10 protein-coding genes are annotated in these 13,745 nt (G+C 43.3%); all 10 read left to right on the top strand.

The annotated features are described in order from the left end of the window. The first annotated feature begins 10 nt into the window (after positions 1–10). The 10 genes from OH460_RS20215 (at position 11) to OH460_RS20170 (ending at position 13,721) form a co-directional block, all read left to right on the top strand. Entirely contained in the window at positions 11–2,578 is a 2,568-nt protein-coding gene (locus OH460_RS20215) for an MFS transporter (protein WP_269999290.1), read from the top strand. Beyond that, positions 2,575–3,573: an ABC transporter substrate-binding protein gene (locus OH460_RS20210; protein ID WP_269999289.1), complete on the top strand. Its 999-nt coding sequence runs from the start codon at positions 2,575–2,577 to the stop codon at positions 3,571–3,573. The genes OH460_RS20215 and OH460_RS20210 overlap by 4 nt, the downstream gene beginning before the upstream one ends. Further along, on the top strand, positions 3,560–4,288 hold the full coding sequence (locus tag OH460_RS20205; protein WP_269999288.1) for a transporter substrate-binding domain-containing protein: 729 nt from the start codon (positions 3,560–3,562) through the stop codon (positions 4,286–4,288). The genes OH460_RS20210 and OH460_RS20205 overlap by 14 nt, the downstream gene beginning before the upstream one ends. Before the next feature lie 3 nt (positions 4,289–4,291). Continuing rightward, positions 4,292–5,239, top strand: coding sequence for an FHA domain-containing protein (locus OH460_RS20200; protein WP_269999287.1), 948 nt, complete (start codon positions 4,292–4,294; stop codon positions 5,237–5,239). Continuing rightward, on the top strand, positions 5,236–5,724 hold the full coding sequence (gene tssJ, locus OH460_RS20195) for a type VI secretion system lipoprotein TssJ (RefSeq protein WP_269999286.1): 489 nt from the start codon (positions 5,236–5,238) through the stop codon (positions 5,722–5,724). The genes OH460_RS20200 and tssJ overlap by 4 nt, the downstream gene beginning before the upstream one ends. A gap of 39 nt (positions 5,725–5,763) precedes the next feature. Beyond that, positions 5,764–7,095, top strand: coding sequence for a type VI secretion system baseplate subunit TssK (gene tssK, locus OH460_RS20190; RefSeq protein ID WP_116871984.1), 1,332 nt, complete (start codon positions 5,764–5,766; stop codon positions 7,093–7,095). Positions 7,096–7,100: 5 nt separating this feature from the next. Then, entirely contained in the window at positions 7,101–8,297 is a 1,197-nt protein-coding gene (gene icmH / locus OH460_RS20185; protein WP_269999285.1) for a type IVB secretion system protein IcmH/DotU, read from the top strand. A 2-nt stretch (positions 8,298–8,299) separates the two neighbouring features. Continuing rightward, positions 8,300–11,692 carry a type VI secretion system membrane subunit TssM gene (gene tssM / locus OH460_RS20180; RefSeq protein WP_269999284.1) on the top strand — a complete coding sequence of 1,131 codons (3,393 nt, stop codon included), beginning with the start codon at positions 8,300–8,302 and terminating at the stop codon, positions 11,690–11,692. A gap of 82 nt (positions 11,693–11,774) precedes the next feature. Next, complete coding sequence (locus OH460_RS20175) at positions 11,775–12,416, top strand: protein kinase domain-containing protein (RefSeq protein WP_269999283.1); 642 nt, start codon at positions 11,775–11,777, stop codon at positions 12,414–12,416. A 261-nt stretch (positions 12,417–12,677) separates the two neighbouring features. Beyond that, complete coding sequence (locus OH460_RS20170; RefSeq protein ID WP_269999282.1) at positions 12,678–13,721, top strand: response regulator; 1,044 nt, start codon at positions 12,678–12,680, stop codon at positions 13,719–13,721. Positions 13,722–13,745 lie beyond the last annotated feature (24 nt).

Below are 13,745 nucleotides of genomic sequence, written 5' to 3'. Positions count from 1 at the left end.
GTCTTAACCAATGAACAGCAAAGCCAGCCAAACCTTGACCAAGCCTTCATTACTTAACCTGTCTCTTCGGGTTAAGTTGATGCTGGCCATCATGGCGGTTTTGCTGTTTTCCATCACCTTAAATGCAACACTAAACTATTTCAATTTCGAAAAAAGGCTGACTGAAACCTCCGATTCCATCTATGAAATTGTGTTGGAAGAAACACATAACGACATCAATCAAGCAATCAGTTTAGGCTTGCCGCTCTCTGCAATATCAAACATCCAAAGCATGTTGGACCGCCGTTTAAAAATCGTCGATGGTATTACCGCTTTGGTGGTCGTCTCAACTTCAGGTGAACGACTGTTTGGTACCGGAGAAGGAAATCAAGAAAGTGACCGTCAACTATCGCTTGATATCACCAACTCTTTTGGATTAGTAGAAGGCCAAGTTAAGCTGTACTACTCCACCACCCTATTAGAACAGCAAAAGACCTTCTTACTTAAACTCCAGTTTCTCTATTCGGCAATTTGGATTTTGCTTTCGTGTTTAGTCGCTTTTGTCGCCTTGAAATACCTATTAGAAGGTATTGTTGGTAGAGTAAAAAGTGCAACCGCCATCTTTGAGTCTGCGCCCAGTTCAGATGAGTTGCTGCCAACGATTACACAAGCTCATAAAGCACTGCAGTCTCCAAGCTCACTGTCTAAGTTTGAAAAACTGAAAACCAAACACTTCCCAGTGTTTATCATTTCACTTGCTATCCTTCTAACGATCGTCGCCAACCTTGGGGTTTCGTATCAATCTCTAGACAAGTTTTCCCAACTCTACGAAGTGAAACTAGAACAGAAATCTAACCTAATTGGCGACTCATTAAATCAAATGATCAAAGGGTTACTCGATAAAGGAGTACCTGATGACAGGCTGCATGGCTTGGAAGAAGAATTTGCTTTCTTCGTTGATCATCATAGCGAAATTCTCTCTATAAACTTTCAAGGACAATCTGGTACAACGTATCGCTACCCAAAGGTTTATGTGGAGCACCCTTCTATTCGCGAGTCTACGTTCACGCTCAATAACAGCCACACGATTCAATTAAACGTCACCACGGATAACAACCTGATCATCAACCTGCTCAAAGAGAGCGTCATGGATATGATTACCGTGTTAGTTGCCTCTTGCCTTGTGGTGGCTGAAATCATTCTGTTTATGTGTAACTTCATGATTATTTCGCCATGGAACCAAGTAAAGAAGGTGTTCATGTTGGTGAATCGAGACATTGTGAATCACTTGGCAAAGATCTCTACTCGCGATGAAATTGGCAAACTGCTGAACCTCACCAATCAAGCGATCACTAAGCTCAACCCGAGTCAGCCATCGCAAGATATCGACAAACAAGACTTTCGATTCATTCGCTTGCCACTGTTTTTACTGGTGTTCTCAGAAGCGTCTTCGCTAGCGTTTTTCCCTAGATTTGTCTCATCGCTGGAAAACACCACCGGCTGGATTCCTGAAAACCTTGTGACCAGTTTGCCTATTTCTCTATTCATGCTGTGTTGGGCGATCTCACTGCCATTCGCGGGCTATTGGTCAGACAAAGTAGGCAGAAGACATTCGCTAATGACAGGTGGTCTCATCACCTGTGTCGGCTTAGTCGCGACGGCTTTCATTCAATCTCTAGAACTGTTACTCGTTGCTCGCGCTTTTACCGCCGTTGGCTACGGTATCGTATTCATTTCAGCACAAGGCTATGTGTCCGATACGACTAACGACACTAACCGCACCAAAGGCATGGCGACTTTCTTGTCAGCCTTCTTTTCTGGCTCTTTATGTGGTGCCGCGATTGGTGGGATTCTCGCGGAGAAGCTCGGCTATTCAGAAACGTTTATGCTTGCAGGATTATTAGCAACACTTAGCGTGTTACTCGTTTATGTATTTTTCGAGAAATCGAACACCAGTAATTCAAGTAAGCCCGTCAAGTTAAAAGACTTTAAGCTGCTGTTGAGCAATAAATATTTTGCCTTGATCACGATATTCAGTGCGATACCAGCGAAAATCGTCCTCACCGGATTCCTTTACTACATCTGCCCTGTTTACCTACAATTCCTTGGTGAAAGCAGCTCTGTTTCAGGGCGTGTGATTATGGCTTACGGTCTCGCCATCATATTAATTTCGCCGTTGAGTGCCATTCTGGTCGACAAACTCAAAAACAAAATGGCCTTTATCTTTATTGGTGGACTACTTTCATCCCTCGCCTTACTTAATTTCTATTTCTTCCAAGGCACATTGGGGTTACTGCTGATCGTGATAATTATTGGTATTGCTCACGGCATCTGTGTCTCTCCACAAATACCTTTGGTTATCGACTTGCTTTCCGGTCAAGGAATCGAGAAAGGAAAAATCATCGGTATTTTCAGACTGACTGAACGTATCGGTAATATAGCGGGCCCAATGCTAGCCGGGGTGTGTTTGAGTATCTTCGGTTACGACCAAACCATTCTTATATTCGGTGCATCACTACTCGCGAGCTCCTTTAGCTTAATTGTCTTTTTCTCAATATTTCTAAAGTCGGATAAACAAAAGCTAGGGGTTCAATCATGAGATTTATAGTGTTCGTTCTTAGCTTTATTTTAATGACTCCACTCTCGTTCGCTAAAAGTGACGAAAAACACGTCATTCTTTTATTATGGCGAGGCGTAACCGATGCCGAACAAGGCTTCATGGATTATTTATCCCAACACATCGATGTGAGATTTACGATTCTTGATGCCAATAGAGATAAAGCGCAACTCAAACAACACATTAGAGATCTCGAATATAAAGATGCTGATCTAATTTATTCATTCGGCACCACTATCACCTTGAATTTATTAGGGACCTACACCGATCCTAGCGAATTTAGACTGAATAACTCCACGCCTGTTGTATTCAGTATTGTTACCGATCCCGTCGGTTCTAATTTGATCTCTGATTTATCTTCGAAAGAGAGAAACTTTACGGGTGTCTCACATATTGTCCCTCATGAAATACAGTTTAAAGCCATTGATAAACTGAATAACATCTCAAACCTTGGGGTTATCTATAACGCTGATGAAAATAATTCGATTATCACCGCAAATAAAATGATGGAGCTGTCGGAAATTTATAATAAGCGTGTTATGTTGTACCCATTAAACATTGATAAAAGTAAGTCAAACAGCGACTTAATTAACCTCACGATAAACAATATGAAACGTGATGGTGTCGATATGGCTTACTTACCCCCTGATTCATACATCATCACCCAAGGAGGGGAAGTCGTATCAGGGTTACATTCGAAGGGTATCCCAACATTCTCGGCCACTGAGAGCCCGATTAGAAAACATAAAGCTTTGTTTGGTATCGTGAGTCGTTACTACAACGTTGGTCAATTTGCGGGATACAAAGCGAAGAACATTTTGAAAGGAACTCAAAAAGCTTCAGACATACCAATAGAGTCACTCAGCCAATATTCTTATATTGTGAATATCGAAGCCGCACAGAAGCTCGACTATTACCCGCCAGTGTCCATATTGAAAATCTCTGAAGTGATAGGAAACTCTAATGATGTTAACTAGAGCCTCTACCATCAGATTATCGTTAGTCACCCTACTCATCTCGACGTTTTGGTCGGTGAGCGCCTCTGCGCAAGTGAAAATTGGGCCATCTCGTCTAATGCTGACTACACAAGATTGGCCACCGTACCAAACCTATGAAAACGCCTCAATGCAAGGAATCGCCTTAGACAAGGTTAAATGCGCCTTAGGTATGATGGGACAGCCTTATCAGCTGACGATGACTACTTGGTCTGATGCACAGTTGCGTGTTCATAGTGGTAGCCAGCATGGATTTTTCGTTGCGACACAAACATCAGAACGTGATGAGTATGCAACGCTTTCAGCTCCAATCGCGAAACAGACTTTGAATTGGTATTTTGGTCCAGGAGTGGAGGCGAAGGTTGATGAATTGTCAAAGTTAAACCTTAACTTTTCTGCCAAATTTGGCTCAAACAAATGGTTTTGGCTAAAACGTAATGGATTTAACGTCGTTAAGCAGCCACGAGATGCTAAAGTATTACTAAGACTTTTAAAACAAAGGGAAATTGATGTTGTTTTAGAGGATGAGTTGGTCTTTAAGAGAGAGTTGGATAAAGCCTCTTTACCACTCGATTACTTCAATTCGACGAATTTAGATACCAAGGATATGGGGGTCTATTTTTCGAATCGATTCCTTAAAACCTACTCAGGTTTCCTAGATAGTTTTAATTCAGCCATATCCAAGTGCAAGGAGTAGCCATTGTCCATCAGTGTCCACATGATTTCTGTACCTGCTGAAGAGGTTGTTTCCTCTAGAGTGTCGTATCTGCCAGAAAGTGGCGGAAGCTTAGGTCGTTCCCCATCATGTGATATTGCGCTACCCGATCAAACGAAATGGATCTCTCGTACTCATTGTCAGCTGTACCCAACAGATCGTGGTTACGTGATTAAAGACATCAGTAACAATGGTGTTTCGTTAAACGACAAATCACTGGCAAAAGAGAAAGAGTACGTTATTACCGATGGCGACATTATCAAACTAGGTGGTTACACACTACTGGTTAGCCTATTAAGTACACCTAAGGTTGAGTCAACGAACAACAAACAGGATGACACTTTCATAGAACCTTTCAATTTAAAACTGGATGACAGCGACACTGACTTTCTCGATGAGGCACCAGAAATTACATCCACAAAAAAAACATCAAACTTCTCTTCAAAGAATGTGTTGAGTGATGACCCTTTCTCTTCTGACCCATTTGAGGATCTAGACGACGAACAAGTCGTTCCCAACATCGAAGTGGATGAAATCGCTCATGGCGACACCAGCGCCCTACCCTCTGCAGAATTAGAGTATTTGCCAGTCAATGTCGAGAACAACACTCGAATTGAAGAGTCAATCGACAAGCTCATTACTCTAACCGAGAAAAATCAGCAGTATTTACAAAACCCGCAGCTACAGCAAAAAGCCTTGTTTGATGCATTAGAGCAAACCGTTGATCAGTTCTTAAATGAATTTGCACCAAAGCAGCTCGAGAGCCAATTTAGTGAATACGTAAGTAGCGGCATTTTTAGCAATAAAGATAAAAAGTATTGGAAGATCTATCGCAAACACTTCCAACACCGCCAAGACAACGGAGATTTCAGACGTCAGTTCAAAGCACTGTTTATGGAGAACATGCAAAAGCAAAGTGAGGAGAGAGAATGAAAAGGCTCATGCTCTTATCCCTTTGTTTACTGGTCACAGCATGTTCGTCATCGGACCCTGCTCCAGTTGTTACTCAATACTCGCTGACGGTAAAAGCTGATGCGACAATCAATCAATACAACGACGATCAAGCCAACCCAGTTGTGGTTAGGCTTTACCAACTTACGGATCAACAGCTATTCAAACAGCTGCCATTTATTGACTTATACAACAATGACTTGCAGTTACTGGCAGCTAACTTAGTTTCAAAACAGGTATTACCGATTGTATTACCTAACTCAGAGCAAAAGCTGACATTAGATATCAACAAAAACACGCAATACATTGCAGCTCTGGTCGAATTCGCTGATTACCAGAATGGCACAACTAAGAGCGTTTTGATGATGCCTTCCGACCCAGAGCAAACTTTAGAGTTAACGATTACAGGGAAGAAAGCAGAGTTAGCCGTGATACAGCCTGACTCCAGCTGGTGGCAAATCTTTTAATAAAAAAGCCAATATAAAAATAATAGAAAAGGATTTTACGTGGACGCTTTCAAAAAAGTAGTGTGGCAAGAAGGAATGTTTATTGCCCCTCAGCACTTTCAGCAACAAGACCGCTATGTGCAAAACTACATTCGCCAGAACATTGAAACACTGGCCGGGTTTGCCCCTTTCTTTGGCATCACCGAGCTAGTGCTTAACCACGACCTCTTAAAGATCGGTAAGCTGTCTATACCGAGCTGTTCAGGTGTGTTCCCCGATGGGACCCAATTCAACCTCAAGCAAGAGATTGTTGTCGATATTCCACAAGGCACCATTGAAACCATCGTCTATCTTGCCCTGCCAATCTCTTTGCAAGGCAATAATGACTACAGCGAAGATGGCCAAGAACAGAGTCGTTACATCACACGTTCAATCAATGTATTCGATACTTCTACCTCCGAAAACGCCAGTGTCGAAGTCGACGTGGCTCAGCTGAATATCGGGCTCAAATTCGCTGGAGAAGACACGTCTGGTTTTACGTTGATTCCCGTCGCTAAAATCTTAGAGATCAGCGATTCCGACGAAGTGATGTTGGACCGTGCGTTTATTCCAGCTTGTTTACACTACGGCGCGTCGACGCTGCTTAGCGAACGAGTCAAAGAGATTCATGCACTGGTGAGTAATCGTGCTCAAAACCTTTTGAAACGCATCGAAGCTGGCCAAGGGCAGAAAAGTCCGCAGTCTATGATGCAAGACTTCCTTTGGCTGCAAACGCTCAATACGTGGTTACCGTGGTTCGAACTAACCATTAGTAACACCAAATATCCGACGCACGAACTGTATTCGAAGTTGAAACAGTTTGAAGCACAAGTAATGGCGTTAACGCCAGCTATTCCTGATGAGTGCCAACCGTTAAAATACGATAAGCTTTATGACAACTTTAACCCACTGTTTTCGAGCTTAAGAAACTTACTAACACTAGTTCAGCAAGATTCCGTCATCGAGTTCAAATGGGACATATCTCTGTTTGAAAAACGTCGCTTACTTCGCACCCTTATCAAAGATCCTAGCAGCGTGTACAACCGTCGCTTCGTTCTTAGTGTGAAATCCGATATCAGCAGTACAGAGTTAAATGAGCTTTTCCCTATTTCAGCTAAGCTCAGCAGTAACAACAAGATTGTGGAACTGGTTCGAAGCTCGCTTTCTGGTATCTCGTTAACGCCACTGCCTATTGCGCCAAGTGAGCTTAAACCGATGCAAGGCGTCGCGTATTTTGAGGTCGATACTAAAGACAGAAACTGGCTAGATATGCTTGATACTCGTGATGCCATTGCGCTGCATGTTGATGCTCGGATACCAACTCTCGAAGTTGTTCTTTACGCGTTGAGATAATGGCTATGGATTATTTAGACGAAGAAACACTGGTCATCGATAAGGCGTCAAAAGGCTCTACCAATACCGAGTCAGACCAGGCTTTCTCTAAATTAGTCGCGGTGCACTCCACCAGCGCTCAAGAAGAGTTTCTGCGTCACTTTGATAAAGCAGAGAATCAACTGATCAATATCAGCAGTGATTTACTGACCAAAACACTCAAGATCTCAACCTTATCTGAGCCAGATGACTTGACCGTTTTCCGTGAACAATTTATTCAGGGCATTAACGACATCAAAGCTCAAGCGACTGAGCTTACCTACCCTATAGCCGTTATCGACAAACTCTGCTTTTTGTATGCCGTGGTTATCGATGAATTCATAATTTACACCGATTGGGGAGAGAAACGAGGCTGGGAAAATAAAACCCTACTGAGTGAACTTTTTGGTATGCGTAACGGTGGTGAGCTGTTCTTCTCTGTTGCCGAAAAAGCCGCAAGACAGCCTCACAAATTGATAGATCTTCTTGAGATCATCTATCTCTTCATCAATATCGGGTTCAAAGGACAATACCGTGAAGGTGGTGCTGAGCAACTAAAGGCATTTGTCCATCAATTAGAGCAGACCATCAGCCAGTATCGTACTGTGAGCGGAGTTCACTGCCGAACTAAAGTTAAGCTCCCAGAAGTAAGGAAGCCAACTCGACGTAAGCGATACTTCATCACCAGTTTGTTTTTCTTTTGTCTGATAGCAACCAGTATCGGACTCACTGAGTTTTGGTATACAAAAACCCATACCCAGCGAGCTCGCGATTTCACCTTTTTGCCTAACTTTAGCGAGCGCTACGTATTGTCTGGTGAAGTCAAAGACATCGTATTTATTAGCCAAGACAACGATCTTGAATCACCACCTCGTCATGCAAGTAAAGCCCAAGCGGTTGAAACATCACAGAGAACTAACCTAACACCGAGCACAGCCAATTGGCTGGTCCAATTAGCGACGTTCTCTAGTAAGAAAAATGCCCAAGCTTTTATCAACAATCTGTCGCCATCAGCTTATGAACCAATCATCTCGCCTTACAAGAAATACTACCGAGTGATATTGAGAGCGAGCACCTCAGAAGAAGCGAGAAGAACCAAAGCATGGTATGTCGAAAACGACCAAATAAATGCCATCATCGTTCGCACTTCTGCGCATGACTTAAACAAGGAAGAGTCTAACTGATTATGCCGGATGCAAAACCAAACAAATCAGGTAACGTAAAGAAAACGGTAGGCATCTCCGCTCTAGCCTCTGTTGCCTTTTTTACTGTCGCTTCTAGCGTCATTCTGTTAACACCACTCAATGCTTATTTGGTATGGGCACTGACGACTGTCGCCATAATATCCACGCTTATCGGTTTTATTTGTTACTGGGTGCTCATTAAGCGCAGCGCAAAATCACAAGAAGAATCACTAGACAAAGAGCTGATTCAGAAACGACAAAAACAGCTAGCCAACCATTTCAAGCGCATGATCAGCGGACAAAAGCGCAAGACTCGTTTAACGAGCCGTTATGACCAACCGATCTACTTATTGCTGAGCCAAAATCCAAACAAAGACAAAAGCATCATTACGCAAATGGGTTATGAGGCGTATAAGCTCGACGACTTCGGCAATGACATCGAATTCCCTATCCTGTTTTGGGTCAGTGAGCATTCAATTTTAGTCTCTATAAGTATGGGTGAAGACCAACATCCAGAATATTTGAAAACACTATGCCAATCCCTGTCCGCGTGGCGTCCAAGACAAGCAGCCAATGGCTTATTACTTATCACAGATGTTTCCTCACTATTGGAAAACAATGAACAGATCACCCAACAGGCTGATGAACTCAAATCAACGATAAAGACGTTTAATCAAGCATTTGGGGTCAGCCTGCCGATATATAACGTTATATCCAATATGGGCAGCATCAGCGATTTTTGTCAGTTCTTCTCTGCTTTTGACGAATCAAAGAGAGACGAAGTGTTTGGCGCGACAGCCCCTTACTCTAAACATGGTGGTATCGACGCCGATTGGTTTAATGATGAATATGACCACTTAATCAGTGAGCTGATTGCCAATATGAGCAATGCGCTTGCAGGGCAGTTGAATCAAGATTATCGAAACTCCATCGCGAGTGCCCCATTCCAGTTTGGTTTATTGAAGCAGAATTTGTGGTTGTTCTTGAACCGCCTATACCGCGGCGAACAACTCAGTGATGCGCTTCAGTTTAGAGGCTTTTACTTCACTCATGACGGTCAAAGCTCAGCACAATCAGACTTACTGGCAAGCACTGTCTCCTATTCTGTCGGTCACGAGCACTATCAGCAGAATGAGCAAATTCCGGTAAACCAAACTTTGTTCGCTCAATACCTAATGACACATGTGATCTTGGCTGAACACGAACTGGTCGGCGTGAACAAACGTAAAGAGAATACTCTTCTGGTTAACCAAGTGCTGTTTACGCTCTCTTGGATAGGTTTGCTCGCCGCCGTGTTACTGGTGATTAAATTTGATTTTGATTTCCAGAATCAGCGTGAGACTCGAGCTGATGTGATGCTTGAGCGTTATAAAGAAGCGATTTCCGCATCGCCTTATGACATTGAGAACATGGCCGATAACATCCCCAACCTGTTCTCACTGCAGAGAATCTACAACCTCTACAATCAACCAGAACCTTGGTATACCTTACCGTTTATGCCTAATCCGAGCATCAAGGCAGAGGTCGAAGAAGCGTACTTCACAGAGCTACAACAAGTCTTGATACCTTCAATGGAGAACACGCTCGAGAAAGATCTCTTCGTCTATGTGAACTTAGAAGATCAGTCACAGACCCTCTCTTTGCTTAATAACTACCGCTTACTCTTCAGCAAAGACAGAACCAACGTACAAGAGCTTAAAAACTACTACATTCGTACGCTGCAAGATCAAGGCGAAGCCGACAGCGTCAACATTGCTCAACTCGAAGTGCTGTTGGATGACATCTTTGCTCGTAATCTGACCCCAGTTAAATCAAACCATGATTTAGAGAGTTTGGCTAAGAAAGTCATCACTCAGACAGGCATTGAAACGCTGTTGTACGAACACATTCAAAGCTCACCAGATTACTCAAAACGTGTCGATATTCGTGGTGAACTGGGTGATAACTTCAATTCGGTATTCCAATTCTCACCAAGTTTTGCCGGCTACCTAGTTCCATATATCTATACACCAACCGGCTTTAATGAACTCGACTTATCGGTGAACTCCCCGACTTTAATGTCGGCATTGCAATCTTATGAAGGCGTGGCGGGCGCGTACCCTAGCGCGCTTGAACTCCACCGTATTAGCCGAGAACTCAAGCAGACTTACCAAAACGACTACATTAACTATTGGCGTGACCTAATTCGTAATGTTGAAGTCAAAGAAGTTGCCGACCCGACACAGTTAAAAAATGCATTAACTAGCCTATCTGAAGCAAGCAATAACCCAATCGTTAGCTTGTATTCAACGATTGCTAAATACACCTATGTGGAGCTTGAAATCCCCGCTCAGGATGACAAAAAACAAGAACCTGCAAGCATACCGATTCAAGATCCTGATAAAAAGGAATCCGCTCGTCAGATATCACTCAGCTTCCAAGCCTACAAAAAGCAAGTTACCGCTAATGACCAAGGTAAAAAGCCAATAGACAACCTACTTACAGCGTTTATCAACGCGAATAAGTGGGGAGATAAGTTTTACGAGGCCAAGGAGCCCCAGAAGGTCGCCTTTGATACGCTATCTGCGACTCTACAGGCTGGTAATCCTATTGCTTCACTCGCGAGCTTGTCCAGCAATCACCTAGAAGTCGCTGAAGAACTCGTGAACAAAGTGGTCCATCAAAGCAATGAAACCGTCATGTCACTGGCTCATGACTATCTGAATACTGCGTGGTCGAACGAGATCTATCAGCCTTATCAACAACGTTTAGCTTCATTTTATCCGTTCAATCGAAAATCAAAATCTGACGTGAGTGTCGCTGACGTTAAAGCCTTCTTCGTGACCAATGGGATTGTCGATAAGTTCCAGCAGACTCGCCTCAATGGCTTCATCAAGAACAATGATGAAGCGCCCTATTTGCCGGGATTACTTCCGGGTACGGGCTTGTCGATCACACCTGACGTTTGGACGATGATGGATAAGGCTGATGATATAAAGAGCGCCCTGTTCTTAGCCGATCCATCCAATATCTTGATTAACTTCCAGTTGAAAGCTGTCGATATGACGCCCAACATAACGGAGTTTTCCATCATATCTGATAAACCTATCTTCACTTACCGACACGGCCCAACGCTTTGGAGCCAACAATCATGGCAAGGTGACGCGAAATTTATCGAAAAACTCGGTGTTCAACTCAATGCTCAAGACTCAACCATAGGCCAAGATACTGTGAAAGGTACATGGAGCTGGTTCCGCTTATTTGAGCCAAACGTGAACTTTACGTCTGCTCAAAACACTCAAGTTGAATTCGTTTATGGAGACAGTAAAGTGAAACTGACCATTAAAACTCAAGGTCAATCGAATCCATTTGTTCCAGGCTTCTTCTCTGGGTTTTCTCTGCCAAGTGGGATCTAGTAACGCTTCTTCAGATAGCTCGCCTTCCCTTTCGAGGCGAGCTCAATTCTCCGAAGACCTTGCCTCTTCTAAACAGAGGAATTTGAACGATGAACAATTTCAGAAAGTGCTCCAGCATCATGGTTACACTGAACTCACTCGTTTAAGTTCACGAGTTTTCAGAGCACAACATCCTAGTTGGGGACTGGTGATTATCAAGTACGCTCAAGAGCTAAAACATCGTCACTTTCTAAAACAAGAGGCGGAGTTTCTTTATTCCAACACTGATTTGGATACACAATACATTTGCCCCAAATATCTCGACTACTTCTCTAACTACCAACACGACTTTCTCGTACTTTCCCACATCAGTGGTCAAACACTGTGGGAGATACTAAACGACTCAAACACACCCAAGTGTTCGTCTTTTCAATTTATTAGCTCACTAGAAACCGCTATAAACCAAATCCATAAACTTGGATTCGTTCATGGTGATCTCAAGCCGTCTAATATAGTCATGAGTGAACAAGGACAGGCGCATCTTATCGACTTTGGGTCTATCACCAAAATAGGAACGGAGAGAGAAAAGCTTCGCTTTGATAGCTGCACGCCTCGATACTCTAGAGCGCATACTATCACGAGCAAATTGGACGATTGGTTCGCACTAACAGTCATACTGGCAGAGTTATTAGATGAAGCGGTGATGCCTAGCCGTTATCAGGTTCTACTCAAACAGCATAGATAAAGTCATTGAAAACTCAGGATTGGCAAGCTGCAAACGGAACAATTCAACCCTGATCGCACTACGACACAATCCATGCAGTTATTCTTTGTTAAATAAAGGTTAACATATAAAATATCTATTCATATTAAGGAAGTCTATTTTTTACTCTCAGATTCCAAAAACCACAATTAACCCTCCGGAAATCATGTATTTCCACCAAATTCCACTACGCTTTATTAGCATGGAATACAGCAATCTGATTAAATTTTTTAGGGACGAAAAATGAATCAAATTACGACAGAAAAACCGATTATTCTGGTTGTTGATGACATCCCGGATAACATCCATACCCTCTCGGGGATCCTGAACGACGACTTCAAAATCAAAGCGGCGACATCCGGTGAAAAGGCATTGAAAATCGCCGCCTCATCGCCAAAGCCCCATCTCATTCTTCTCGATATCATGATGCCAGAAATGGATGGCTATGAAGTTTGCCGCCGGCTTAAAAGTGACCCAGTCACATCTGACATCCCTGTAATCTTCGTTACAGCGAAAACCGATGTCGTCGATGAACAAAAAGGTTTCGAACTCGGCGCTGTAGATTACATCACCAAACCGGTGAGCCCGCCCATCGTAAAAGCTCGTGTGGTAACCCATATTTCGCTCTATGACCAGAACTTAGCGCTTTCTCAAAAAGTGAGACAGAGAACGGAAGCCTTAGCGATGAGCCGCCTTGAGATTATCCGCAAGCTTGGTCGCGCTGCTGAATATAAGGACAACGAAACCGGTATGCACGTTGTAAGAATGAGTTACTACTCCAAGATTCTTGCTCAGCAGTTAGACGTCAGTGAAGAATGGGTAGAGTTATTATTCCAAGCCGCACCAATGCATGACATCGGTAAAATTGGTATTCCCGACTCTATTCTTGGGAAACCTGGAAAGCTCGATGCGGACGAATGGGCAATCATGCAAACACACGTCACCATTGGCGGGGATATTATTGGAGACAACGACTCTAAGTTGCTCAAACTTGCCCAAGAGATCGCCCTTTACCACCATGAAAAGTGGGATGGCAGTGGCTACCCTCATAAGCTGTCAGGCGAAGATATCCCTCTAAGTGCTCGCATTGTTGCCATTGCAGACGTGTTCGATGCCCTAACCAGTGAGCGTCCATATAAAGAAGCATGGCCGATTGAAAAAGCGATTGGACTGATACAAGAACAAGCTGGCCAACACTTCGACCCTAACCTAGTCCCTACCTTCATTAGTAAGCTCGACGAGATGCTCACCATCAAAGACTCTTTTACTGATGAACAAGAACACTAAGTACGCTGGTACTTTATACACACA

It is taken from the genome of Vibrio sp. Makdt, assembly GCF_027587015.1.
GTDB classification, from domain to species: Bacteria; Pseudomonadota; Gammaproteobacteria; order Enterobacterales; family Vibrionaceae; genus Vibrio; species Vibrio chagasii_B.
Note: the sequence above shows the minus strand (reverse complement) of the source record. Positions and strands in the feature narration are given on the sequence as shown.

Excerpts from the sequence above, each read along its gene's own strand:
- OH460_RS20215 (WP_269999290.1), top strand. The coding sequence starts at position 11 with ATGAACAGCAAAGCCAGCCAAACCTTGACCAAGCCTTCATTACTTAAC.
- icmH (WP_269999285.1), top strand. The coding sequence starts at position 7,101 with ATGGATTATTTAGACGAAGAAACACTGGTCATCGATAAGGCGTCAAAA.
- OH460_RS20210 (WP_269999289.1), top strand. The coding sequence starts at position 2,575 with ATGAGATTTATAGTGTTCGTTCTTAGCTTTATTTTAATGACTCCACTC.
- OH460_RS20205 (WP_269999288.1), top strand. The coding sequence starts at position 3,560 with ATGATGTTAACTAGAGCCTCTACCATCAGATTATCGTTAGTCACCCTA.
- OH460_RS20170 (WP_269999282.1), top strand. The coding sequence starts at position 12,678 with ATGAATCAAATTACGACAGAAAAACCGATTATTCTGGTTGTTGATGAC.
- tssM (WP_269999284.1), top strand. The coding sequence starts at position 8,300 with ATGCCGGATGCAAAACCAAACAAATCAGGTAACGTAAAGAAAACGGTA.
- tssJ (WP_269999286.1), top strand. The coding sequence starts at position 5,236 with ATGAAAAGGCTCATGCTCTTATCCCTTTGTTTACTGGTCACAGCATGT.